We start from the raw sequence: 25,337 nt of genomic DNA, 5'->3' as shown, positions 1-25,337 counted from the left end.
GTGTCGAAAAGGGGATTCGTTCGTGGCGCGCGCAAGCCAGCCCCCAGCGTGCCGCCCGTGCGGGTGGCGGTAGCACCGCCGCTGGCCCTGCCAGAACGGGAGCCGCGCAACATCCTGCTGATGATCGCCCTACCGGCGCTGCTGGTCGGGATCATCGGCACGCTCGTGGTGATGTACACCTCCGGCGTCCGTTCGTTGCAGTCCGGCTTCTTTCCGATGATGGGGTTGGTGGGATTCGGTGCACTGATGTTCAGCGGTCGGTTCGGCCGTGGTCGCCGGATCAGTTGGGGCGAGCAGGAAAAGCAGCGCCGGATGTATCTGCGCCAGCTCGACGACGACCGCGACGAGGTGCAGCGAGCCGCCCAGGATCAGCGCCGCAGCCAGCTGTTCGTGCACGGCGACCCCCAGGAGTTGGACACCGTGATCGGTGGCCCGCGGATGTGGGAACGACGACCCACCGATGCCGACTTCCTCGACGTGCGACTCGGGATCGGTGTGCAGTCCGCCGCGGATTCCGCGGTGTCGCTGCAATGGCCCGAGGTGCCCGTGGGCGAGGAACTCGAACCGGTGACCGGGCGGGCGCTGCGCGACTTCATCCTCGAGCAGAGCAAGATCCGCGGCATCGGCAAGGTCCTCAGCCTGCGTTCGCGGCCGGGATTCAGCTTCGTCGGCGAGGAGCCCGCCGACCTGCACTCGTTCATCCGAGCGGTGCTGTGCGAGCTCGCGGTGTATCACAGCCCCAACGACGTCAAGCTCATGGTCGTCACCCGGCATCCGGAACTGTGGTCGTGGCTGGTGTGGTTGCCGCACAACCAACACGATGAGATGTTCGACGCCTGCGGCCTGCGCCGGCTGGTCTTCACCTCGCCGACCGAGCTGGAGGATGCGCTGGACTCCGAGCTGCACCGCAAGGGCCGCGGGCCGTGGGCGCCGCCGAGCGGATCAAGCCCGACGACCATGCTGTCGCCGATGGAGGCCGCCTCCAGCGGGGCTCTGGGCCCGCACTGGGTGATCGTCGACGACAATGTCGGCACGCCGGAGCAGTGGGAGGGCATCACCGGCCAGAAGGGCATGGCGGGAATCACGGTGTTGCGCTTGGCAACCCGCCCCGGCGTCGGAGTCGGCTTCAGCGACGACGAGGAGCGCTTCGACCTGCGCGAAGGCCGGCTGCGCCACCGGGCGGCGTTCTACGCCGTGGCCGATATGCTTGCCTCCAGCACCGCCGACCGCTACGCCCGGGCCCTGGCGCGCTGGTCACCGATGACCGCCGGCGAACTGTCCGAGACGGACAGTCAGGGTGCAGAGTTGTTGCGTGCGTTGGGCATCAACGATCCGCGCCAACTCGACGTCGACCGGCTGTGGGCAGAGAGCCGCGGCCGCGGCGACCCGAAGTGGGCGGTGGTGCCGGTCGGGGTGAAGCCCGGCGGCGAGCTGCAGTACGTCGTGCTACGAGCCAAGGACTTCGGCGGCTTCGGTTTCCATTCCGTCGTGATCGGCACGTCGGGTTCGGGCAAGTCGGAGTATTTCCTGTCGCTGTGCAACGGGATCGCGCTGACGCACTCGCCGGAGACCTTCATCGTGATCTTCGTCGACATGAAGTTCGAGTCGGCCGCCCAGGACCTCGAGGGTCTGCCGCACGTCGCGGGCTCGCTGTCCAACCTGGGCAAGGACGACCGGCACCTTGCCGAACGGATGCGCAAGGCGGTGGACGGCGAAATAGCCCGCCGATACCGGCTTTTCAAGGAAGCCGGCGCCCGTGACGCCAACGAGTACGAAGAGATGCGACTTGCCGGCCGCGATCTGGAACCCGTCCCGATCCTGCTGGTCATCATCGACGAATACCTCGAGCTGTTCCACCACCACCCGGAGTGGATCGACCTGGTCATCCACATCGGTCAGGAAGGACGCGGCTGTAACGTCTTCTTCACCCTCGGCGGCCAGCGACTGGACCTGTCCTCGCTCAGCAAGGCCAAGAGCAACATCGCCTTCCGGGTCGCGCTGCGGGCAGAGACTGCCGAGGACTCCCGCGATGTGATCGGCAGTGATGCCGCGCTGCACCTGCCCTCCAAGGAAGCCGGTTATGCGCTGCTGAAGGTCGGCCCGCGTGAATTGGAACAGTTCCGCTGCTTCTACGTCTCGGCGCCCTTCGTCGTGCCGAAGAAGGTGATCAGCACCGACACCACGGTGGACGTCAGCTTCACCCAGCCGCGCCCGCTGACCTGGGAGTACCAACCGCTCACCGCCGAGGATAGTGCAGCGCTAGCCACCGCCGACGCGCCCGAGGAACCCGACGAATTCCTCTACCACGCAGACGGTTTCAAGAAGAAGAAGCTGCTCGACGTGATCCGCGAGTCGTTGATCTCGCATCCCGCCCGCGCGCCGCACCAGATCTGGCTGCCGCCGCTGGAGGTCAGTGAGACCGCAGACGCGCTGGTTCAGCGCTGGCGTGGCAAGCCTTGGTGGGTGGATTACGGCCAGAACCCGGGCTTGGTGTTCCCGGTGGGCATCGAGGACTTCCCGGAAGAACACGCGCAGCGGGTGCATGTCGTCGACGCCGAGATGGACAACATCATGGTGGTCGCCACCGCGCAGCGCGGGAAATCGACGACGTTGATGACATTGATGACGTCGGCGGCGCTGATGTACCGCCCGGAACGGGTCGCGTTCTTTTGTCTGGGTGCCTCGCTGTACCCGGTCGAGGAGCTACCGCACGTCGCCGGTGTCGTCAGCCTCACCGACAGCGAAGGCGTGTCCCGCACGCTCGCCACCATCGAGGGGCTCATCCGGGCACGGGAGGCCTCGTTCAAGCGCTTCCAGATCGACATCTCCGAGTTCCGGGAACGACGCTTCGGCGCCGCGGGTGGCGGCGGCACCGACCCCGACGACAAGTTCGGCGACGTCTTCCTGGTCATCGACAACTTCGGCGACCTCTATGACAAAGACAGCGGCATGGGTGATCGGGCCATCGCGATCGCCCGCCAGGGCCTGTCGTACGGCGTGCACGTGATCACCAGCTCCAGCGGCTGGCTTGTCGGCCAGAAGCAGGCGCTGCTGAGCGTCTCGAACGCGCGCATCCAGCTGCGGCTGAGCAATCCGGACGAAACCCAGATGGGCACCGGCATGGAGCATCGTCGGGCCGCGCGAAACACCTTGGACCGGCCGGGTTTCGGGGTCACCCGGATGGGCCAGGAGATGTTGGTCGGCGTGCCCGAGATCATCGGCCCGGACGGCGAGCGGGTCGCCACCCGCCAGGTCGGCCCGATGATTGCCGCCCAGACCGGAGCCGGACGGGTCGAAACCCTGGCCCGGCTGCCCGAGCGGATCGCCCTACGCGAGATCGTGGCGGCGTATCCGGCAACGCCGGAAACCCTCGAGGGCCTAGAGATCCCGTTCGCGATGGGAGAGAGCGCGCTGCAGGCCGTGGCGCTGCCGAGTCGGCAGGTGCCGAATCTGCTGGTCGTCGGCCGTCAGGGGTGCGGCAAGACCAGCGCACTGGCCGCGTTCGGGCAAGCGATCGCCGCGCGGTTGACCCCGGAGCAGGCGCAGATCACCATCATCGACCCGAAGACGTCGCTGATCGGCAAGATCCGCGGCCCGCATGTGCGCGCCTACGCCTACACCCCTGACGACATCGACCAAGTGCTCGCTGAACTAGCCGAGATGATGCGCGACCGGCTGCCACCATCGGGTCTGAGCCAGGAGGAGCTGCTGACCCGCTCGACGTGGACCGGTCCACACCACTTCGTGCTCATTGACGATGAGCAGGAATTGCGGCCCAGCGGTGCGATCGGCAAGCCGGCGGCTACCGCGCCGTTGTGGCCCCTCATCGAGCGCAGTCGGGAGATCGGCCTACACGTGATCGCCACTCGGTTGCCGGGCAACTGGGCTGGCGTATCGGCGATGAGCCCGTTCCTGCAGAAGCTGACCGGCTCGCGGGCACCGACGTTGTTCATGGACAACGACCCGCAGACGGTGAAGGTCTTCGGTCGCACCAGCGCTCAGCAACTGCCACCGGGACGTGGGTTGCTGGTGACGACCGACGGTGTGACGGAAGGTGTACTTGTGGGAACGCCGGATTGAGCGATGCTCCGCCACTTAGCTGCGAGGTTTGCCACATAAGTCGACTTAGGTCGCCAGCACACTCTACAATATGGCAATATTGCAGGTCGGACTTGTCATCACCGGAGGGAGAGCAACATGGTTCTGAATGTCAACGCCGCATCGGTGTCGACGTCGGCAGCAACCGAGAACGGAATCAGCGCCGAGATGGCCGCTGCGACTTCGGCGGCCTCTGCGGCGCTGGTGAGTGTTATGCCGATGGGTGCCGACCTGGACTCGGCCGAGTTCGCTGCGGCGCTCAACGCCGCTGGCGCCTCCTATATCGGCACCGCGACCGAGCACCTGGCCAACCGCGGCATGTTTGCCGGCTCCCAGGATCTGGCGGCGGCCACCTACACCGCCACTGACGTCATCAATAACGGCCTGCTTGGGATTATCTGAGGCCCATCGATGCCAGATCCCGCATGGCCGTGCTCGTCGCCTGAAACCAACTACCTCCGGCTCATCGGGCCGGGGGCGGCGGGCACGGCAACGACGATGGCCAACGGGGCGGCCTGGCAGGCGTTGATGGGCAGTAACGAGGTCGCCTTCTCGCTGTCCCAGCTCAACACCGCGGTTACCGCGCTGAACTTCGAGGGCGTTGGCGGTCTGAGTTCGACGACTGCGGTAACCGGACTGAACACCGCACTGCAGCTGCTCGCCGGCTGGGTACAGGAGAAGCCCCCGATCGCGGCCAGCGCGGTGTCGGCCTACGAGACCGCGGTCTCGACGATGATCCCGGCCGAGGTGTCCATCGCCAACCGCACCGAACAGGCCTCTGATGTGGCGATCAACCCAGCTGTGCTGGGAGCACTGACTCCCGCGATCGTTGCGCTGGATACCGAGTATTTCGGTGAGCACTGGCCGCACAATGCCGGTGCCGGCGCGACCTACGGCGCAGCGCTGGCCGCCCTGGTTGCCGCACTCGCGGTGCCGCCGCCGATCGCTCCGCTGGGCGCGTCGCCGGCGGCGCCCGCGGCAGCGGCCGCCGCAGTCGCCCAGGCCGCGGGCACCACCGGCATGAATGCCGCCACCGAGGGCTCCGGCCAGGCGACGCAGATGGCCGGCCAGACTGCCGCCGCGCCCGCCACAGCGGCCGGTGAAATGGGTCAGATGAGTTCGATGATGATGCAGCCCATGCAGGCGGCGATGGGCGCCATGCAGCCCCTGATGGGCATGTTCCAAGCTCCCATGCAGGCCTTCCAGGGGCTCACCAGCCTGCCGCAGTCGATGATGGGCTCGCTCGGCGGGATGTTCAACGGCATGAAGGCCAGCGATGCGGCGATGCCTGCCGCCGACCTGGTGAAGGCTGGCGCACCGACCGGTGCGGCCATCGGCGGTGGCGGCGGTGGTGCCGGTGGCGGCGGTGGTGGTGGTGTACCCGGCGCCGGGCTGACTAGCTACACCCGTCCGACAAGCAGTTTTGCTCCGGAGAACGCCGGTCGTCCGGCCTCGCTGAAGACGGGCCTACTCAGTGTCGCAGAGGTTCGTGGCTCCGCGGCTCCGGCCATGGGTGGCAGCGCGATGCCCATGTCGCCGGCGCATGCCGGCATGCTCGGCCAGGGCAAGGGCGAGAACAGCAAAGACGACGTGACGCATGCCCGCATCGTCGTGGAACAAGGTCCCCGCCGGGACCCCCGGTTCAGCTAATGACATGGATCGAGGGGGTGGGCCTGCCAAGGTTTGCCAGAGGGTGAAGTGACAGCCCGGCTGCCGCACCCGATACTCGTCTGGACATCCCCGGCAGGGGACGGATAGTCAGCAAAACGAAAGCAAAGGGAGAATTACATGACACTCGTCGTCACTCCGGAGGTGCTGCGCAGCACGCAGCAAGCCATCGAGTCCGCGCTCGAGCACGCGACCGCCATCGCCAACGGCTACCTCAGTAGCCACGAAGGCCTCGGCTCCGCGGTCTGGGGTGGACAGGCCCAGCTGGCGTCGGTCAACACCGCCGCCCAGATCAATCACGACCTGCAGCAGACGATCACCGGCGGCACGCGCCTCGCGCACGGCCTGAGTCAGGCGGCTTCGATGATGGAACAGCACGAGGCCGACGCCGCCCACAGCCTCACCAGCTTCGCCGCCAACGCCTGATCCTCAGACCACCCCACGGAAGGACTTCACCCATGTCGGACAACATCACCTACAACCATGGCGGCGTCGCCGACTTCGCCTCCGACGTAGGCTCCCGCTCGGCGCAGCTGATGGAGATTCACGACGACATTCTGCAGCGCACCAATGCCATCGCCGACTTCTTCCAGGGCGCTGCAGCCGGCTCGTTCCACGAGGCTCAGATGCAGATGCTCCAGGGTCTTCGGGGCCTTGTCGAGACCATGAACCAGCACGGTTCGACCATCAGCAGCGTGAACGACAGCGCGCATCAGACCGACCTCATGATGGGCAACCTCTTCTAACCGGAAGCTTCGGAGCCGGTAGGGGCGCACGGTCGGTGCGCCCCTGCTGTCTGTCTTGGGGAAACTATGTTGACGACGACGGTGGACGGCCTGTGGGTTCTGCAGGTGCTGTCCGGGATTGAAGTGCTGGCACCGGAATTGGGCCTGCGCCCACATCTGCCCAGTGTGGAGACCGAACAGATGGCGCTGTCCCATCCCGTAGCCGACGAGCTGCGCGAAGCGGGTGTCATCACCCCGGCCGGTGGCGTCGACGAGGCGGTGTTGGAGTGGCTGACTGTGCTGTCCCGTCGTGACGTGGCGCTGCTGGTCTACGCCCAGACCCCGGCACACGAAGTGGAACCGGAGCGGGTGCTGCTCGCGCGGTTCGCCCAGTGGTGGGTTGCCCTGGAACGCACTGGAATCCTGGTGCGGCTGTCCGGTGTCGGCACGGCATCCTCCGAAGAATCGGCGGGCATGCTGGTCAACTCCCAGATCGTCCGGTTGTGTGGGGATATGAAGCCGGCGTCGTTGCGGCCGGTGACCCTCGACGTCCCCGAACTGCTTGGGGCAGTTCATGACCGAGCCAGTCTGCGTTCCTTCCTGATGGACCGGGGGCTTGACGCCGACCAGGTGACCATGCTGACTCTGGCCGCGGACACCGACCAGTCCGCGCAGGCATCGGTGGTGGCCATCCAGTCCGGTATCGGTGGTGGCCCCGCCCGCTCGCACATCGAGCAGGGCGCGGTGACCATCATCGACACCCCGCAGGGACGATTGGTCTCCGAACACGTAAGCCGCGGCGGACAATCCTGGATGATCATCAGTCCGGGGTCGTCCGCCAACATCTCCTCCGCCGTATTGAAGATGGTCCGCCGACTTCCAGCTGAAGACGAGTGGTTTTCGCACAGAAAGGTTGTCTAGGTGACGAATCCCTGGAATGAGCCGGGCCGTTCCGCCGACCCCCGCGATCCCATCGGCCGGGAACTGCACGGCTCGCACCGAGCGCAGCAGGACTCCGTCTCCGGGACGTTGCGGATCTCGGACATGGTGGCGCCGCGCAAGATTCCGCCCGGCTCGGGTTGGCGCAAGTTCATCTACAACATCTCGTTCAAGACCATCAACCTCGGTGAATCCCCCGCCGAGCGGCACTACCGCGAACTGCGCGAGCGTATCCGCCGGCACATCCGCAAGCAGTACGTGATCGCGTTCGTCTCCGGCAAGGGCGGCGTCGGCAAGACCACGATGACGGCGAGCATCGGCGCGGTCTTCCGCGAGTGCCGTCCGGAGAACGTCGTCGCGATCGACGCCGCGCCCGGATTCGGCACGCTCGCGGGTCGTATCGACGAGGCGCCGCCCGGCGACTACTCGGCGGTGCTCAACGACACCGACGTGCAGGGCTACGCGGACATCCGCGAACACCTGGGGCAGAACCAGATCGGGCTCGACGTCCTGGCCGGCAATCGCGTGTCCGATCAACCCCGGCCGCTGGTGCCGGCGATGTTCAGCGGTGTGCTCTCACGACTGCGACGCACCCACAACGTCATCCTGGTGGACACCGCCGACGACCTGGAACACCCGGTCATGAAGGCGGTCTTCGATGCCTGCGACACCCTGGTGTTCGTCTCGGGTCTGACGGCCGATACCTCGCTGCCGGTGACCCGCTCGATCGATCTGCTGCGGTCCCTGGGCTACCACGAGTTGGTGTCGCGCAGCCTGGTCATCCTCAACGACAGCCGCAACAACTACGACGCCGACGCCCGCGCGTACCTCACGGAGCGGTTCAGCCAGTCCGGTGCCACCGTCGAATTCATGCCCTACGACCCGCATCTGGCCAAGGGCGGCATCATTGACACCCAGCACGAACTGCAGAAGAAGACCCGGCTGCGGTTGTTCGAGATCACTGCGGCGCTGGCCGACAAGTACATTCCGGACGCTGACAGGCCGCGGTGATGGCCAAGGTCGCATTCCCGGCTCGCTGCGCGGTCGCGGTCATCTGTGGCGAACATCTTGTCTCCCAGGTCTATCCGGCTTCCGTACCTGTCGAGGTCTTCGTCGACAACGTCGTCGAACTACTCAACGAGGAACTCAAGCGGCGCGGCGCCGCCGGCCTCGACCCCGGCATCGCATACGAATTGAACCGGGCCAACGGCACCCGCCTGGACGTCACGAAGACGCTCGACGAGCTGGGCGTCGAGGATGGGTCCACCCTGGTGCTGGTGCCGGCGCAGGAGGGCGAATCCTTCGAGCCCCAGTACGAGTCGCTGTCGACCGGGCTGGCGCGGGTCGGCAAGCGACTGTTCGCCCCGGTGACTGCCGAGACCGCCGCACACACCGCGATGGGCGTGCTGGCGATGATCGTTGCGGCGATCCTGGGCCTGGGCATCCACACCCGGTTGCACACCGACTCGCTGATCCCGGCGTGTGTGACGGGAGCGGTTGGCATCCTGCTCGGCGTCGGCGCGGGTTCGATCTGGCGGTGGTGGCCTCAGCGCAAGGACCTGCTCGGTGGCTTCGCGTGGCTCGCCACCCCGCTGCTGGCAGTGGGATTCGCCGCTGCCGCGCCGGGCGAGGTGGGTGCGGCGCACCTGTTCATCGCCGGCCTGGCCATCGCTGTCCTCTCGGTCGGCGTAGTGGCGATGACGCAGCGCTACCTCACGGTGGCATCGGTGGTCGTGACCTTGTGCGCTATCGGCGGGCTGCTCGCGGTGGTTCGGATGTGGCAGCCGGTGCCCGCGCAGTGGCTGGGCATGTGCACCCTGATCGGTCTTCTGTTGCTGCTCACGCTGGCCCCGACCTTCGCGTTGTGGTCGGCGCGAATCCGACCGCCGCATTTTGGCTCCATCACCGGCCGCGACCTGTTCCGGCGCAGCGACGGGCTGCCCGTCGACACCGTCACACCGGTCGACGAGGACGCCGAGGACGAGCCCAACCCGGACACCACACCGTCGGGAGCCTTGATCTCCGCGGCGGCCAAGCGGGCCAACAGCGTGCTGACCGGCATCTGCGTGGCCGTGGCGATCGCCCTGCCGGCTGCGGTGTGGGCGACCCTGATGCCGGGCCGGGCCAAGAGCATCGCCGCTGCGGTCCTCGCCGGGCTTTTCGTCCTGATCTTCATCAGCCGTGGCCGGGCATTCGCCGACAGGCGTCAGGCGGTGGCCCTGGTCTGCGGCGCCGCCGCGGCGCTGTGCATCGGGGTGATCCGCTATGTGCTTGCCGCACCCGCAGATTCGGGTGTTGCACTGCTGTGGGGTGCGCTGGCGCTGGCGGCTTTCGCCGGCGCGGGCCTGGCCGCCGCGCTGCTGGTACCCGTCACCCGCTTCACGCCACTGGTGCGCATGCTCGCCGAATGGCTGGAGCTGGCCGCGATCGTCGCTGCCTTTCCGCTGGCAGCATGGATCGGTGGACTGTTCACCTGGGTGAGAATGCGGTGACGTGCCATGGCCGGTGATCACACCCGACGGTTCGCCGCGACGGCGATGGTGATCCTGTTGACCGCAATCGTTGCCAATGTGCCTTCAGCGCAGGCGATCCCGCCACCCTCGGTGGACCCCACCATGGTTCCTCCCGACGGGCCGCCGCGGCCCGATCAGCCCATGCGCCAGAGCAACGTCTGTGCGCGCACCATCACCGTCGCCGACCCGAATGTGGCTCTGCCGGCGCCGAATCTGGCGATGCTCAACATCGCCAAGGCCTGGCAGTACTCCACGGGTAACGGTGTGCCGGTGGCGGTGATCGACACCGGGGTCAACCCCAACCCGCGCTTGCCGGTGGTTCCCGGTGGCGATTACATCATGGGCGGCGACGGGCTGATGGACTGTGACGCCCACGGCACGATCGTCGCGTCGCTGATCGCAGCGGCACCGCATGGCGGGCCGCCACCTGCGCCGATGCCGCCGAATCCGGCCTTTCCGCCACCGGCTGGACCGCCTCCGGTCACAGCCGCGCCGCCCCCGCCTGGTTCGCCGCCACCGCCGGCCGCACCGCCTCCGCCGCCGGCCCCGGTGACGGTCACCGAGACCAAGCAGGCGCCCCCGCCCCCGCCCCCGCCCCCGCCGGCCGACCAACCGTCCAACGCGCCGGGGGATCCCGATCCCGGCGGCCCGGACGACCCCGAGGTCCCCCCGCCGCCGCCCGGTGCGCCGGACGGGGTGGCGGGAGTGGCGCCCAATGCCGTCGTCATTTCCATCCGGCAGTCGTCGCGCGCCTACGAGCCGGTGAACCCGGGCCCCGGCGACAACGAGGCCCGCCGTAAGGCCGGGACGGTCGCCACCCTGGCGAGTGCGATCGTGCATGCCGCCAACATGGGCGCGAAGGTGATCAACGTCAGCGTGACGTCGTGCGTGTCAGCGGCCGACCCCCTGGATCAGAGCGCCCTGGGGGCTGCGGTTTGGTACGCGGCGACGGTCAAGGACGCCGTCATCGTGGCCGCCGCGGGCAATGAGGGCGAAGACGGCTGCGCGCAGAATCCGTCCTTCGACCCCTTGGACACCGACGATCCGCGGGACTGGCATCAGGTCAAGACGGTGTCGTCGCCGTCCTGGTTCTCCGACTACGTGCTCTCGGTCGGTGCGGTGGACAACACCGGGGCACCGATCGACAAGAGCTTGGCCGGGCCGTGGGTCGCCGCCGCAGCACCCGGAGTGGGCGTCATGGGCCTGTCGCCGCAGACCGGCGGACCGGTCAACGCCTACCCGCCGGTGCGACCGGGGGACAAGAACATGCCGTTCTGGGGGACCAGCTTCTCGGCGGCCTACGTGTCCGGCGTCGCCGCGCTGGTGCGGGCCAAGTACCCCGATCTGACCGCCAACCAGGTGATTCATCGGATCCTGCAGACCGCCCACAATCCGCCCCGCGGCGTCGACAACCAGGTGGGTTACGGAGTAGTCGATCCGGTCGCGGCATTGACGTTCAACGTGCCGCCCGGTGACCGAGTCGCGCCAGGCTCGCTCACCCGGGTGCTGGCGCCCCCGGCACCACCCGCCGCACCCGATCACCGGGCGCGCAATGTGGCGTTGGCTTTTGCCGGGATCGTGGTCGGCGCTGTCCTGGTGGCCAGCGTCATCGCTCGCGCCAGGCGGGCCCGATGACGCGGCACGGGGTGCGGCTGGCGGTGATCGTGGCCGGCCTGGTACTCGGGCTGATCGGGTGGATCGTCGGTGGATATGTCGGTGCCGGGATCGGGCTGGTGCTGGGGCTGCTGCTGTTCGCCATCCCCTGGCGGCGCCAGCCGCTGTGGTCGTGGGCGGGCCTGTATCTGCGGCGCAACCGCCCGATCCCGCTCAGCGAACCGGTGACCGTGGCCAACGACCGCTCCGGCGGCGGGGTGCGCTACCAGGACGGTGTCGCGATCGTCGCGGTTCAGCTACTCGGAAAGGCTCACACGCCAACGGTTTTCACCGGTTCGACGTCGACCGAGTCGGCTAACACCCTCGAGGTCAGCGATCTGTTGCCGGCCCTGCACCAGAGCTTGGGGCTCACCATCGAGTCGCTGTCGGTGGTGACGGCGGGGTCGCGCCGCCGCAGCTCCGGCGACTATCCCCGGGTGTACGACACCCTGATCGGCACCCCGCCGTATGCCGGCCAGCGCGAGACCTGGCTGGTGATCAGGCTGCGTGCGCTGCAGAACGCCGACGCGCTACGGTGGCGGTCCACGGTGGGCACCGCGACTCTGGCTGCCGCCCAGCGCATCGCGGCCAGCCTGCGTTGCAAGGGAATTCGGGCGAAGGTGGCGACCGCTACCGACATGGTGGAACTCGAGCGCCGGCTGGGCAGAACCGCGCTCGAGTCGCACAATCAGCGCTGGCGCACCGCCCGAAGCGATGCCGGGTGGCTGACCACCTACGCCTACCAGCCCCGCGACATCGACACCGAGGTGCTGGCCCAGGCGTGGTCGCTGCGCGCTGACGGGATCATCCAGAACATCACCCTGTACCCCGACGACACCGCTACCGCGACCATCACGGTGCGTAGCGCCCAGCCACCCACGGCGCCACCGAGTGTGATGCTCAAAACGCTGCCCGGTGAGCAGGCCGGCGCGGTGGCCGCGAACCTGTGCGGCCCGCGACCCGAGCTGCACGGTCTGCGCCGCGGCCGGCTGCCGGCGTCGCTGATAGTGCCGATCGGCGCGTCCGGCGTGCTGCTGGGCAAGGTCAACGCCGGCGACCGGTTGCTGCTGCCGTTGGGTGACCCCGGCGAGTTCAGTCGCATCCACATCGCCGCCGAGGACGCCATCGCCAAGCGCATCGTGGTGCGCACCGCGGGTGCCGGTGACCGGATCACCGTGCACACTCGCGACCTGCACCGCTGGGACAGTGTGCGGATGCCGCACATCGCGGTCAGTGACCAGCCCCGGCCGGCGTCGGGAACCACGGTGAGCGTGGTGGACGGAACTGTGGCACCGGCACCCCGTCCGAACACTGTCATCTCGGTGAGCCGCCCGGGGGAGCTGCAGAGCGGGACCGCTGATGTCGTGATCACTCAAATCGGTCCGGCCACCGTCGAGGTGAACGCCGCGGGCCGGGTCTATATGGTGGAGGTCGAACTGTTCCGCGCGGAGAATCGTTATGTGTCAACCGAACCGACCAGCCTCAGGTCAGCGGAGCTGGAACTGGCGGACTGAGCGATGACCAGCAGCACCGACACCGCAGCAGCCCGCCGCCAGTTCGACCAGGCGATGGCCGCACTGGAATCGGACCCGGCGACGGCGGCGCGGCACTTCCGGGAAGCCACCGGCATCGACCCGTCGATGGCCGACGGCTGGCTGGGCAGGATCGCCGCCGGCGACGATGCTCTGGACAGCCTGCAGCAGCTCTACGCCTACGGCACGCGGCTGCACCGTGAGACCAACCGACTGGGGGTGCGGCTGGCCGCCCCGATCAAGGCGGGGCCCTACCTGTCGATCACGGTCACCGAGGCCTCCCATGCCGGGCTGGCCTTGGCCAGCGCCCTCGTTGACGACAAACAGTTCGAGAAAGCCGAAGCGGTACTGGATGATTCGGCACTGCTGGACACTTGGGAGAACCATCAGTGGCAGCAATACGTGCGGGCCTATCTGATGTTCGCCACCCAGCGCTGGCCCGATGTCATCGCCGAGGCGGCCCGGGTGCTGCCGCCACAGGCGATCATCATGTCCGCCGTCACGGCGGCCACCAACGCGTTGGCCGCCCACGCCGCCGCGCATCTGGGGCAGGCCCGAGTCGCCCTGGACTGGGCCGATCGGGTGGAGCTCCGCTCGGAACGCGGCACTGCGGAGGCGCGCAGGCACAGCCTGCTCGACACCGCCGTCACCGCAATCGACCCGGTCGAATTCCCCTTGATCACTGCCGATCTGGCCTACGTGCGCGGCATGGCGCATCGTCAGCTGGGCGAGGAGGACAAGGCGCAGATCTGGCTGTCCAAGGCCAGCCTGAACGGGGTGTTGATCGAACCCGCAAAGCAGGCGCTGGCCGATCAGCGACTCCAACTCGTCGTCACCGACGAAGAGACGATCAACAGCCGCACCAACAAGTGGGACGCCAGCACCGAGCAGTCCGAACAGGACCGCGCGGAGGAGGAGAACGCCGAGCGCCGAACCGAGCTGCTCGCCGAAGGCCGTGCGCTGCTGAACAAACAGGTAGGACTGGCCGACGTCAAGCGTGCCGTCGCTGAACTGGAGGACCAGATCGAGGTACGGGCGTTGCGCCTGGCGCACGGTCTGCCGGTGACGAACCAGACCAACCACATGCTTCTGGTCGGTCCGCCCGGAACCGGCAAGACGACCACGGCCGAGGCGCTGGGCAAGATCTACGCCGGCCTCGGCATCGTTCGGCACCCGGAGATCATCGAGGTCAAGCGAGCCGATTTCTGTGGTGAGCACATCGGGTCGTCGGGGCCGAAAACCAATGAGCTGATCAGCCGTTCGCTCGGCCGGATCCTGTTCATGGACGAGTTCTACTCTCTGGTGGAGCGTCACCATGACGGGCGGCCGGACATGATCGGCATGGAGGCCGTCAACCAGCTGCTGGTCGCCTTGGAGGTGCACCGCTTCGACTTCTGCTTCATCGGCGCGGGCTACGAGAAGGAAGTCGACGAATTTCTCACGGTGAACCCAGGTTTGGCCGGACGATTCAACCGCAAACTCCGGTTCGAGTCGTACAGTCCGGGCGAGCTCGTCGAGATTGCGATCCGCTACGGCAGCCCGCGTGCCACCGTCATCGATCCCGCCGCGCAGGAAGCCCTCAACGCGGCCTGTCGCAAGCTGCGGGCGTATCTGGCTCCGGACGGCAGCCACGGCATCGACGTCATGCAGAACGGTCGGTTCGCCCGCAATGTTGTCGAACGTGCTGAGCGGCTTCGTGATTCGCGGGTAGCCGCGCAAAACCGGACCAGCCGTGGCTCGGTGACCGTCGAGGATCTCGAGACCCTGCGCGCCCAGGATGTCGTCGCCGCAGTGGCGGATGCGTGCGCGGAAAAGCATGTACCGCTGGATCTGTGACCGAGCTTGTTCGATCGGTGTGAGGATCTCCCCCAGCTAACTTCTTGACGCGTCGATCGCGTTGTAAGCTCTCGACACAGCCGGGGCGCGGGTCCGGCCAGAAGCCGGGGGGATCGAGTGTTCATCAAGCACATTGGCGCGGTTGGGGTCGCGCTCGGGCTGGGGCTGGGGCTGGGGGCGGGCGTTGCCGTGGCCGAGCCGTCTGCCCATGCAGTCCACGGTGCTGAGGCGGCAACGGCAAAGCGCGGGACAGCCCACGCGACCTCGGATCTGGACAAGGGCACGGCGCATTCGGCGCCTCGCCCAGTAGCCACATCGCATCCAGTCCTGGTGAACAGGGATGACCTCATCAGGGCCGGTGAGGTGGCAGGCGCTTTGGGTGATCTGTCCGTAGATCAACTCTCGATGTTGGTGGTACTGACGCGGGTGAACGGCCTATCCGCCCAGGTGAGGGCGATGGTGGCCGCGATCGAGACGAAGAACGTGAGGTTGGCCGCATTGACCGCGCGACTGGCGAACCCTGAATTGACACAGGCCGAACGGGGCACGATCGAGACTCAGATCGCGCACCTGAATAGTCGAATCCAGGCGGATCAAACCCGACTGAACGACATATCGACCATGATCGCCAACGGCCACGAGACCCTCGCTGCCATGAAAGCGGACGCCTTACGGCAACGTCAGATCATTCGGGACGCGATCGGTTGACCGTCGGGCAACGTGAAACGTCACCGCAACCCGGCACTGGCGGCTCGTGCCAGTTCGCCTGCACTGCAATACCGCGCATCGGGATGCTTAGCCATCGCTGTGGCGACCACCTCGTCGATCGCCGGTGGTAGCCACGGCGCGTAAGGAGTGACCTGCGGCACGGCACGGTTCAGGTGGGCTTCGACGACCGCGTCCTTGGGCCCCGCGTCGAAATACGGGGGCTTGCCGGTCAGTAACCGAAACAACGAACAGCCCAGCGAGTAGACGTCCGCGCGGCCGTCAACGACCTGGCCGCGCAGTATCTCCGGCGCGGCATAGGCCGCCGAGGTCAGCACCGCCCCTTCGACGGCGAACGGGTGCACCCCGAAATCGGCCAGCAGCGCCCGGTCGTCCTCGGCCAGCAGGAAGTTGGAGGGCTTGACGTCCCCGTGCACCACACCTCGGTCGTGTGCGTAGTCGAGTGCCTCGGCGATATCGGCCACGATGTGCACCGTGCGCGCGGGAGGCATGCGCCCGGCCCGTAGTTCGTTGTCTGCATCACCACCGGTGGCGTATTCCATTGCCAGCCAGCACTTCCCATCCGGTGTCTGGCCGTGCTCGTACACGGCAACGATGTTCGGATGGACGAGGACCGGGGGTATGGGGAATCGGGCGTCGCACACCTTCAGTGCGACTAGCCGGGACGAGTCGCACGCCAGGTAGACGGTGCCGGTACCACCGGTGCCCAGCACCGATTGGATCGCGTATCCGGCGACCCTAGCGGGCTGCGGGTCCACGCGCGGGGATCGTCGCGAAGAACTGCGAAAGCACGGCCGCCACCTCGACGAACGCGGCACGGGTGGCCGGCGACATTTCGCTGGTGCTGTTGATGACACCGCCTGGGCGCAGACCCGGGTCGAAGGGCACCGCCACCACCGCCTGGCGGCGCGACCGGAACTGGTCGGCGAGTACGCCGCGAGTGTGCTTGTCGGAGTGCCCGTCGGAATCGTTGAGCACGATCACCGACCGCTGCATCAGCCCGACCTTGCCGTGCGCGGCCAGCCATTCCATGGTCTGGGCGGCGGCCGACGCCCCGTCGGGCCAGGGCGAGGACACCACGATCAACGCATCCATGTCCCGCATCGCCTCCTGGGTGACCGGGGCGTCCATGGTCGAGCCGCAATCCACGATGGAGATGGTGAAGTGGCGGTCCAGGTGCATGGTGGCCTCGCGATAGATCGCCGGATCGAGGATGCCACGACGGCTGCCGTTCTCGCCGGCGAGCACGAACAACCCGGACGAATTGCTGCCCATGCGGGTGAGCACCTCGGCGAACGACCGCAGGTTCTTGTTCTTCGCCAGCTCCCAGTACGAGCCGTCCGCACGTGGATCGATGCGACTGCCGAGGCGGCCGAACGCGGTGTCGGCGTCCACGGCCACCACCCGGTCACCGCGGCGCAGTTCGGCCAGCACACAGCCGACGCTGGCCGCGACCGTCGTCTTGCCCACGCCCCCCTTGCCCAGCACGCCGACCTTGTAGTGCCCGCGCAGCGGAGCGGCGACCATGGCCTCCATCGCCGCCTCGCGCCGCTCCTGACGCGACGGGCCGAGGTTCACCAGCCCGAACGTCGCGGCGTACACGCCACGGCGCCAGCCGCGGGTGGGCCGCGGCTTCGGGCGCGCCGGGGCGTGCACCGGCAGGGGGAGCGGCGGCGGCGCGGCCGGTGCGGGCTGGATGCGGGGCATCCGCATAGTCGGCTCGCCCGCGTCGTGGGGCGGCTGCGGCCGCCGGAAGCGGGCGCGTGGGTCGTCGTCGCGGTCGGTCATCGTCACTTTCACCTCGGAGGATGAACTCAAGTATCGCCGTGCCCGCAAACACCCTGGTCCCGATCGCCGCCCGGTCTCTAAGAATCCGGCGAGAGTTTCCCCCTCCGCCGCACGCCGGGTTCAGCCAGCTCACAGCCTCGGCGACGGACCGTGATGTGAGGTTTCCCGCAGCAGGCGGCTGCCGACGGCGCTCCGGCTAGCCACACCGCGTCGCCCACAAGGCTGCACCCTTCGTCAGTGCAACGGCATGACGACAGTCGATCACAACACCCACAGCGGCCTGCTACAACTGATTCCGCAGCTAGTCGGCCGATCGGCCGCGGCTTCGGCGAATCAGGGCCCAGCTGTGTAGTTAGCCTAGACTAAGTTGGCATGTCAGGCGTGGTTTGGCATATCGTTTTACAACTTGTTGGCACCACAGTGGAAGCCCCGTTCAGTGACGCACGGAGGTATCCCTGACGGCGTGCGGTGACGTCGATGAACCGCCGCGCGAATAAATGCTTGTGAAGGGTCAGGTGCACATGCCCAGGAGTGTCGGGCTGTACAACCCCGCATACGAACACGATTCGTGCGGCGTCGCCATGGTGGTCGACATTCACGGCCGGCGCAGCCGCGACATCGTCGATAAGGCGATCACCGCCCTGCTCAACCTCGAACACCGTGGTGCCGCCGGTGCCGAGCCGCACAGCGGTGACGGCGCGGGCATCCTGCTGCAGGTCCCCGATTCGTTCCTGCGTGCCGTGTGCAAAGACAAGGAGGGCTTCGACCTTCCTCCCCAAGGCTCCTACGCCACCGGCATCGCGTTCCTGCCGCAGTCCGCCCGCGACGCGATGAGCGCCTGCGAGGCAGTCGAGAAGATCGTCGAGGCCGAGGGTCTCGAGGTCATTGGCTGGCGCGACGTGCCCACCGACGACTCGTCGCTGGGTGCGTTGTCCCGCGACGCCATGCCGACCTTCCGCCAGGTGTTCATCGGCGGCGCCTCCGGCATGGACCTGGAGCGCAAGGCCTATGTGATCCGCAAGCGTGCCGAGCACGAGCTGGGCTCCAAGGGCCCCGGCCAGGACGGCCCAGGGCGCGAAACCGTCTATTTCCCAAGCCTTTCCGGGCAGACCTTCGTCTACAAGGGCATGCTGACCACCCCGCAGCTCAGGGCGTTCTACCTGGATCTTCAAGACGACCGCCTGGAGAGCGCGCTGGGGATCGTGCACTCCCGGTTCTCCACCAACACGTTCCCGTCGTGGCCGCTAGCTCACCCGTTCCGCCGGGTCGCCCACAACGGCGAGATCAACACCGTCACCGGCAACGAGAACTGGATGCGCGCCCGTGAGGCGCTGATCAAGACCGATGTCTTCGGCACCGACGTCGAAAAGATCTTCCCGGTCTGCACACCCGGCGCCTCGGACACCGCGCGTTTCGACGAGGTGCTCGAGTTGTTGCACCTGGGCGGGCGCAGTCTGGCGCACGCGGTGTTGATGATGATCCCAGAGGCCTGGGAGCGCAACGAGTCGATGGACCCGCAGCGGCGGGCGTTCTACCAGTACCACGGCTCGTTGATGGAGCCGTGGGACGGACCGGCCTCGGTCTGCTTCTCCGACGGCACCGTGGTGGGCGCGGTGCTCGACCGCAACGGCCTGCGTCCCTCGCGCATCTGGGTGACCGACGACGGCCTGGTGGTCATGGCTTCTGAAGCCGGCGTGCTCGACCTGGACCCCGCCAGGGTGGTCAAGCGGATGCGCCTGCAGCCCGGCCGCATGTTCCTGGTCGACACCGCACAGGGCCGCATTGTCGACGACGAGGAGATCAAGGCCGAGCTGGCCGCCGAGCACCCCTACGCCGACTGGCTCGAGGCCGGGTTGTTCCACCTCGATCTGCTGCCGCAGGGTCCCTACATCCGGATGTCGCACCACCGGGTGGTGGCCCGCCAGCAGGCCTTCGGTTTCACCTATGAGGAGCTCAACCTGCTGGTCGCGCCGATGGCGCGTACCGGCGCCGAGCCGATCGGCTCAATGGGCACCGACACCCCGATCGCCGTGCTGTCGGGCCGGCCGCGGATGCTGTTCGACTACTTCCAGCAGCTGTTCGCCCAGGTGACCAACCCGCCGCTGGACGCCATCCGCGAAGAGGTCGTCACCAGTCTGCAGGGCACGGTCGGGCCGGAGGGCGACCTGCTCAACCCGACTCAGGAGTCGTGCCATCAGATCGTGTTGCCGCAGCCGATCCTGCGGAATCACGAGCTCGCCAAGCTGATCAACCTCAACCCCGACGACGAGATCCGCGGCCGTAAACACGGCATGCGCGCGGCCGTCATCCGCTGCCTGTACCCCGTCGCCAAGGGGGGCGAGGGCCTGCGCCGCGCGCTGGACGACATTCGCGACGCCGCGTCCAAGGCCATCGCCGACGGCGCACAGCTGCTGGTGATCTCCGATCGGGAGTCCACCGCGAACCTGGCACCGATCCCGTCGCTGCTGGCGGTCTCGGCGATCCACCACCACCTGGTGCGCACCCGCACCCGCACCCAGGTCGGCCTCGTCGTCGAGGCCGGTGACGCCCGCGAGGTGCACCACATGGCGGCCTTGCTCGGCTTCGGTGCCGCGGCGGTCAACCCGTACATGGCCTTCGAGTCGATCAGCGACATGATCGACAGAGGCATTCTTGGCGGCTCCGCCACCGGGGGCGCCGCCCAGGGCATCGACCGCGAGAAGGCGCTGCAGAACTACATCAAGGCCGCCGGCAAGGGCGTGCTCAAGGTGATGTCCAAGATGGGCATCTCCACCCTGGCCTCCTACACCGGGGCCCAGCTGTTCCAGGCCATCGGCATCTCCCAGCGGGTGCTCGACGAGTACTTCACCGGGCTGAGCTGTCCGGTGGGCGGTATCGATCTCGACGACATCGCCGCCGACGTCGCCGCCCGCCACCAGCTGGCTTACCTGGATCGTCCCGACGAGCGCGCCCACCGCGAGCTCGAGGTGGGCGGGGAATACCAGTGGCGCCGCGAAGGCGAGTACCACCTGTTCAACCCCGATACGGTTTTTAAACTCCAACATTCAACTCGTACCGGGCAGTACTCGGTGTTCAAGGAGTACACCACTCTGGTCAACGACCAGAGTGAACGGATGGCGTCGCTGCGCGGCCTGTTGAAGTTCAAAGATCCTAAAAACGCTGGGCGCCAGCCTGTTCCGATCGAAGAAGTGGAATCGGCCAGCGAGATCGTCAAGCGGTTCTCCACCGGCGCGATGAGCTACGGCTCGATTTCGGCCGAGGCGCACGAGACGCTGGCGATCGCGATGAATCGTCTCGGTGCCCGGTCGAACTCGGGCGAGGGTGGCGAGGCCACCAGCCGTTTCGAGCACGACCCCAACGGCGACTGGCGCCGCAGTGCGATCAAGCAGGTCGCCTCGGGCCGGTTCGGTGTCACGTCGCACTACCTGACCAACTGCACCGATATCCAGATCAAGATGGCTCAGGGCGCCAAACCCGGTGAGGGCGGCCAACTTCCGGGTCACAAGGTCTATCCGTGGGTGGCCGAGGTGCGCCACTCGACTCCGGGTGTCGGCCTGATCTCACCGCCGCCGCACCACGACATCTACTCGATCGAGGATCTGGCGCAGCTGATCCACGACCTGAAGAACGCCAACCCGCAGGCCCGCGTCCACGTGAAGCTGGTCAGCGAGAACGGCGTTGGGACGGTGGCCGCGGGCGTGTCGAAGGCGCACGCCGACGTCGTCCTGATCTCCGGGCACGACGGCGGCACCGGCGCGACGCCGCTGACGTCGATGAAGCATGCCGGCGCCCCGTGGGAGCTCGGCTTGGCCGAAACGCAGCAGACCCTGCTGCTCAACGGGCTTCGTGACCGGATCGTGGTCCAGGTCGACGGGCAGCTCAAGACCGGGCGCGACGTCGTCGTGGCTGCGTTGCTCGGCGCCGAGGAGTTCGGCTTCGCCACCGCTCCGCTGGTGGTGTCTGGCTGCATCATGATGCGGGTCTGCCACCTCGACACCTGCCCGGTGGGCGTGGCCACCCAGAACCCGCTGCTGCGTGAACGGTTTACCGGCAAGCCGGAATTCGTCGAGAACTTCTTCATGTTCATCGCCGAAGAAGTGCGCGAGCTGATGGCACAGCTCGGTTTCCGCACGGTCAACGAGATGGTCGGCCAGGTCAACGCCCTGGACACCGCAAAGGCCGCCGAGCACTGGAAGGCCCACAAGCTGGACCTCACCCCGGTGCTGCACGAGCCGGACTCGGCGTTTATGAATCAGGACCTGTACTGCAGCTCACGCCAGGACCACGGCCTGGACAAGGCGCTGGACCAGCAGCTCATCGTGATGAGCCGCGAGGCTCTGGATTCCGGTACGCCAGTTCGTTTTTCCACGACCATCGCCAACACCAACCGGACTGTCGGCACCATGCTCGGCCACGAGTTGACCAAGGCCTACGGCGCCAACGGGCTTCCGGACGGCACCATCGACATCACCTTCGAGGGCTCCGCGGGCAATAGCTTCGGCGCCTTCGTGCCCACGGGGGTGACTCTGCGGGTCTATGGCGACGCCAACGACTACGTCGGTAAGGGTCTGTCGGGCGGGCGGATCGTGTTGCGGCCGTCGGACAAGGCACCCGAGGGCTATGTGGCCGAGGACAACATCATCGGCGGCAACGTGATCCTGTTCGGTGCCACCAGCGGCGAGGCCTTCATCCGCGGCACGGTCGGGGAGCGGTTCGCGGTGCGCAACTCCGGTGCCCATGCCGTCGTCGAAGGTGTGGGCGACCACGGCTGCGAGTACATGACCGGTGGGCGGGTGGTGATCCTTGGCGAGACCGGGCGTAACTTCGCCGCGGGCATGTCCGGCGGGATCGCCTACGTCTACGACCCCGAGGGCAAGCTCCCGGCGAACCTCAATACCGAGATGGTGGACATCGACGCGTTCGACGATGCCGACACCGAGTGGCTGCGCGGCATCATCGCCGCGCACACCGACGCCACCGATTCGGTTGTGGGACGGCGAATTCTGGACGACTGGGCGGGACAGGTAGGGAACTTCGTGAAAGTGATGCCGCGCGACTACAAGGCTGTGCTGAAGGCGATCGCCGAGGCCGAAGCCGCCGGCCAGGACGTCGGCAAGGCGATCATGGCGGCCGCTCATGGCTGACCCGACCGGCTTTCTGAAGTACACCCACCGTGAGACTCCGGTTCGTCGGCCGGTGGACCTGCGTCTGCGGGACTGGAAAGAGGTCTACGAAGACTTCCCCCACGGCACCCTGGAGCACCAGGCTGCCCGCTGTATGGACTGCGGAATCCCGTTCTGCCACAACGGCTGTCCGCTGGGTAACCTGATCCCGGAGTGGAACGACCTGGTCTACCGGGACCGGTGGCGCGATGCGATCGAGCGACTGCACGCCACCAACAACTTCCCGGAGTTCACCGGGCGGCTGTGCCCGGCGCCGTGCGAGGCGTCCTGCGTCCTGGGGATCAACCAGGATCCGGTGACCATCAAGCAGGTCGAGGTCGAGATCATCGACAACGCCTTCGACGAGGGCTGGGTGGTGCCCATGCCGCCGCACGTCATCACCGGCAAGAAGGTCGCCGTCGTCGGCTCCGGACCCGCAGGGCTGGCCGCCGCCCAGCAGTTGACCCGCGCCGGACACGACGTCACCGTCTTCGAACGGGCCGACCGCATCGGCGGGCTGCTGCGCTACGGCATCCCCGAGTTCAAGATGGAGAAGCGTCACATCGACCGCCGGCTGGCGCAGATGGAGGCCGAGGGCACCAAGTTCCGCGCCGGTGTCAACGTCGGTATCGACATCACCGCCGATCAACTGCGCGACGAATTCGACGCCGTGGTGCTGGCCGGCGGTGCTACCGCCGCGCGTGACCTGCCGATCCCCGGCCGCCAGTTCGAGGGCGTCTATCAGGCCATGGAGTACCTGCCCTGGGCCAACAAGGTCCAGCTCGGTGATCCGGTGACCGACGAGGACGGTCAACCCCCGATCACGGCCAAGGGCAAGAAGGTCGTCATCATCGGCGGCGGCGACACGGGCGCGGACTGCCTGGGCACCGCACACCGGCAGGGTGCGGTCAGCATCCACCAGTTCGAGATCATGCCGCGTCCGCCGGAGACCCGCGCGGATTCCACCCCGTGGCCGACCTACCCGCTGATGTTCCGGGTGTCCTCGGCCCACGAAGAGGGCGGCGAGCGGGTGTTCTCGGTGAACACCGAGAAGTTCCTCGGCCACGAGGGCAAGGTCACCGGTCTGCGGGCCCACGAAGTCGTGATGAAGAACGGCAAGTTCGAGAAGGTCGACGGCACCGACTTCGAGCTCGAGGCCGACCTGGTGCTGCTGGCGATGGGCTTCGTCGGGCCCGAGCGGCCGGGACTGCTCACCGACCTTGGTGTCGAGTTCAACGAGCGCGGCAACGTGGTGCGCGGCGACGACTTCGACACCACGGTGCCGGGGGTGTTCGTCGCCGGTGATATGGGCCGCGGCCAGTCGCTGATCGTCTGGGCGATCGCCGAGGGCCGGGCCGCAGCGGCGGGGGTGGATCGCTACCTGATGGGCCACACGGCTTTGCCGGCGCCGATCAAACCTACGGCGGCACCACAGCGGTAGCGGTCCCCTCGGGGATCACTTTCGTCACTTTAGTAACACCAGAATCATCGGATGATTCGTCGGCGCGCCTGATGCTGTTTGCGGAAAGGCGCGTATCTAATTGCTGGAGCAGGTGCCGCGGTAACGTGGCCCTCCGGTTAGACCGAGATCCGACCACAGGAGTGATTCTTGTGTACCTCAACCCGATATCTCGTTCCCGGGTCGGGCGTATTGCCTGGTTGTTCATCCGTCATCCGATGAAGAGCCGCGAATTCGCGGCCAAGCACGAGCGGTTGATCACCCCCGCTGAGCTCATGCGTTACGGCTTCTAGCAACACCTTTGCGCCCTCGTTGACGGCGCAGATATTTTGCCGGTGAGGCCCGTCCGATTATCTGGTCAGGCGTCGGGCGTGGTGAGCAACCCCGACTCCCGGATCGCCTCGGCCAGCGGTTCCAGTACCGCCGGATCATGCGGCGCGGGCAGGTAGATGATCGCCAGATCCAGCCCCTCGGCCCCGAGTGCCGCTGCCTCGTCGATCACCTTGCCGTAGTCGCGATCGTCGCCGAGCCGCACGTGGGCCGACAGCATGATCTCTGCCGCGTCACGGCCGATGTCGGCGCAGTGCGAGCCCAGCACGTCACGCTTGCGGGCGAACTCTTCGGGGGTGCCGCCCACGAAGTTCCAGTGCTGGGCGTACTTGGCGGTGATCCGCAGGGTCCGCTTCTCGCCGCTGCCGCCGATGCAGATCGGAGGGTGCGGGCGCTGCGGGCCCTTGGGCTCGTTGCGCGCGTCCCTCAGCTGGTAGTAGGTGCCCGCAAAATCGGTGGTGTCCTGGCTCAGCAGCCCGATGAGGACCTGGCAGCCCTCTTCGAACCGGTCGAAGCGCTCCTTGATACTGCCTAGCTCGATGCCGTACGCGCCGGACTCTTCCTCGTTCCAGCCCGCGCCGATACCGAGTTCGAGTCGCCCGCCGGAGATGATGTCGACGGCGGCTGCCATGTTGGCGAGCACGGCGGGATGGCGGTAGTGAATGCCGGTGACCAGGGTGCCCAGCCTGAGCCGGGTGGTGGCCTGGGCCAGGGCGGTCAGGGTCGTCCAACCCTCCAGGCATGGCCCGGTCGGGTCGGAGAAGATCGGGTAGAAGTGGTCGAACGTCCAGCCCGAGTGATAAACGTCGATATCGTCGGCGGCCTGCCACACGGCGAGCATGTCGGCCCACGTGGTGTTCTGCGGTGAGGTCTTGAAAGCGAATCGCACTGTGTCGAGCCTAGTGTCT

The 25,337-nt window shown here is 67.3% G+C and carries 18 protein-coding genes; 15 read left to right on the top strand and 3 right to left on the bottom strand.

What is annotated here, in order from left to right; all coding sequences use genetic code 11:
• The 12 genes from eccCa to ACXDF8_RS00970 all read left to right on the top strand — a co-directional run bounded on the left by eccCa (window position 1) and on the right by ACXDF8_RS00970 (window position 15,672).
• On the top strand, window positions 1-4,080 hold the full coding sequence (eccCa, locus tag ACXDF8_RS01025) for a type VII secretion protein EccCa (RefSeq protein ID WP_457221385.1): 4,080 nt from the start codon (window positions 1-3) through the stop codon (window positions 4,078-4,080).
• Between the two features lie 117 nt (window positions 4,081-4,197).
• Entirely contained in the window at window positions 4,198-4,500 is a 303-nt protein-coding gene (locus tag ACXDF8_RS01020; protein WP_457221384.1) for a PE domain-containing protein, read from the top strand.
• Between the two features lie 9 nt (window positions 4,501-4,509).
• Window positions 4,510-5,748 carry a PPE domain-containing protein gene (locus ACXDF8_RS01015; RefSeq protein WP_457221383.1) on the top strand — a complete coding sequence of 413 codons (1,239 nt, stop codon included), beginning with the start codon at window positions 4,510-4,512 and terminating at the stop codon, window positions 5,746-5,748.
• 138 nt (window positions 5,749-5,886) lie between these two features.
• A complete protein-coding gene (locus tag ACXDF8_RS01010) occupies window positions 5,887-6,192 on the top strand; it encodes a WXG100 family type VII secretion target (protein ID WP_047332761.1) in 306 nt (101 codons plus the stop codon).
• 32 nt (window positions 6,193-6,224) lie between these two features.
• On the top strand, window positions 6,225-6,512 hold the full coding sequence (locus ACXDF8_RS01005; RefSeq protein ID WP_457221382.1) for a WXG100 family type VII secretion target: 288 nt from the start codon (window positions 6,225-6,227) through the stop codon (window positions 6,510-6,512).
• A gap of 66 nt (window positions 6,513-6,578) precedes the next feature.
• On the top strand, window positions 6,579-7,412 hold the full coding sequence (locus ACXDF8_RS01000) for an ESX secretion-associated protein EspG (protein WP_457221381.1): 834 nt from the start codon (window positions 6,579-6,581) through the stop codon (window positions 7,410-7,412).
• A complete protein-coding gene (locus tag ACXDF8_RS00995; RefSeq protein WP_457221380.1) occupies window positions 7,413-8,441 on the top strand; it encodes a MinD/ParA family ATP-binding protein in 1,029 nt (342 codons plus the stop codon).
• Window positions 8,441-9,922, top strand: a complete 1,482-nt coding sequence (eccD, locus tag ACXDF8_RS00990) for a type VII secretion integral membrane protein EccD (RefSeq protein ID WP_457221379.1) — start codon at window positions 8,441-8,443, stop codon at window positions 9,920-9,922. The genes ACXDF8_RS00995 and eccD overlap by 1 nt, the downstream gene beginning before the upstream one ends.
• Window positions 9,923-9,928: 6 nt before the next feature.
• On the top strand, window positions 9,929-11,578 hold the full coding sequence (gene mycP, locus ACXDF8_RS00985) for a type VII secretion-associated serine protease mycosin (RefSeq protein WP_457221378.1): 1,650 nt from the start codon (window positions 9,929-9,931) through the stop codon (window positions 11,576-11,578).
• The gene (eccE, locus tag ACXDF8_RS00980; protein WP_457221377.1) at window positions 11,575-13,110 is read left to right on the top strand and encodes a type VII secretion protein EccE; all 1,536 of its coding nucleotides are present in this window, start codon (window positions 11,575-11,577) and stop codon (window positions 13,108-13,110) included. The genes mycP and eccE overlap by 4 nt, the downstream gene beginning before the upstream one ends.
• A gap of 3 nt (window positions 13,111-13,113) precedes the next feature.
• Window positions 13,114-14,964: a type VII secretion AAA-ATPase EccA gene (gene eccA, locus ACXDF8_RS00975; RefSeq protein WP_457221376.1), complete on the top strand. Its 1,851-nt coding sequence runs from the start codon at window positions 13,114-13,116 to the stop codon at window positions 14,962-14,964.
• 117 nt (window positions 14,965-15,081) lie between these two features.
• Window positions 15,082-15,672, top strand: coding sequence for a hypothetical protein (locus ACXDF8_RS00970; protein WP_457221375.1), 591 nt, complete (start codon window positions 15,082-15,084; stop codon window positions 15,670-15,672).
• Window positions 15,673-15,692: 20 nt separating this feature from the next.
• Here ACXDF8_RS00970 and ACXDF8_RS00965 read toward each other — a convergent pair whose 3' ends face one another.
• Both ACXDF8_RS00965 and ACXDF8_RS00960 read right to left on the bottom strand, forming a co-directional pair.
• A complete protein-coding gene (locus tag ACXDF8_RS00965) occupies window positions 15,693-16,448 on the bottom strand; it encodes a serine/threonine-protein kinase (protein ID WP_457221374.1) in 756 nt (251 codons plus the stop codon).
• A complete protein-coding gene (locus ACXDF8_RS00960; protein ID WP_457221373.1) occupies window positions 16,429-17,478 on the bottom strand; it encodes a MinD/ParA family ATP-binding protein in 1,050 nt (349 codons plus the stop codon). The genes ACXDF8_RS00965 and ACXDF8_RS00960 overlap by 20 nt, the downstream gene beginning before the upstream one ends.
• A 521-nt stretch (window positions 17,479-17,999) precedes the next feature.
• Between ACXDF8_RS00960 and gltB the strand changes: the two genes are divergently transcribed.
• The 3 genes from gltB to ACXDF8_RS00945 all read left to right on the top strand — a co-directional run bounded on the left by gltB (window position 18,000) and on the right by ACXDF8_RS00945 (window position 24,392).
• Window positions 18,000-22,622, top strand: coding sequence for a glutamate synthase large subunit (gene gltB / locus ACXDF8_RS00955; protein WP_457221372.1), 4,623 nt, complete (start codon window positions 18,000-18,002; stop codon window positions 22,620-22,622).
• Window positions 22,615-24,081 carry a glutamate synthase subunit beta gene (locus tag ACXDF8_RS00950; RefSeq protein WP_457221371.1) on the top strand — a complete coding sequence of 489 codons (1,467 nt, stop codon included), beginning with the start codon at window positions 22,615-22,617 and terminating at the stop codon, window positions 24,079-24,081. Before gltB ends, ACXDF8_RS00950 begins: the two co-directional genes overlap by 8 nt.
• Window positions 24,082-24,251: 170 nt before the next feature.
• Window positions 24,252-24,392, top strand: a complete 141-nt coding sequence (locus tag ACXDF8_RS00945; RefSeq protein WP_457221370.1) for a hypothetical protein — start codon at window positions 24,252-24,254, stop codon at window positions 24,390-24,392.
• 65 nt (window positions 24,393-24,457) lie between these two features.
• Here the strand turns inward: ACXDF8_RS00945 and ACXDF8_RS00940 are convergent, their stop codons facing one another.
• A complete protein-coding gene (locus ACXDF8_RS00940; protein ID WP_457221369.1) occupies window positions 24,458-25,318 on the bottom strand; it encodes an LLM class F420-dependent oxidoreductase in 861 nt (286 codons plus the stop codon).
• Window positions 25,319-25,337: the final 19 nt, after the last annotated feature.

It is taken from the genome of Mycolicibacterium sp. CBM1 (genome assembly GCF_054073305.1).
This window is presented reverse-complemented; position numbering and strand designations above follow the sequence as displayed.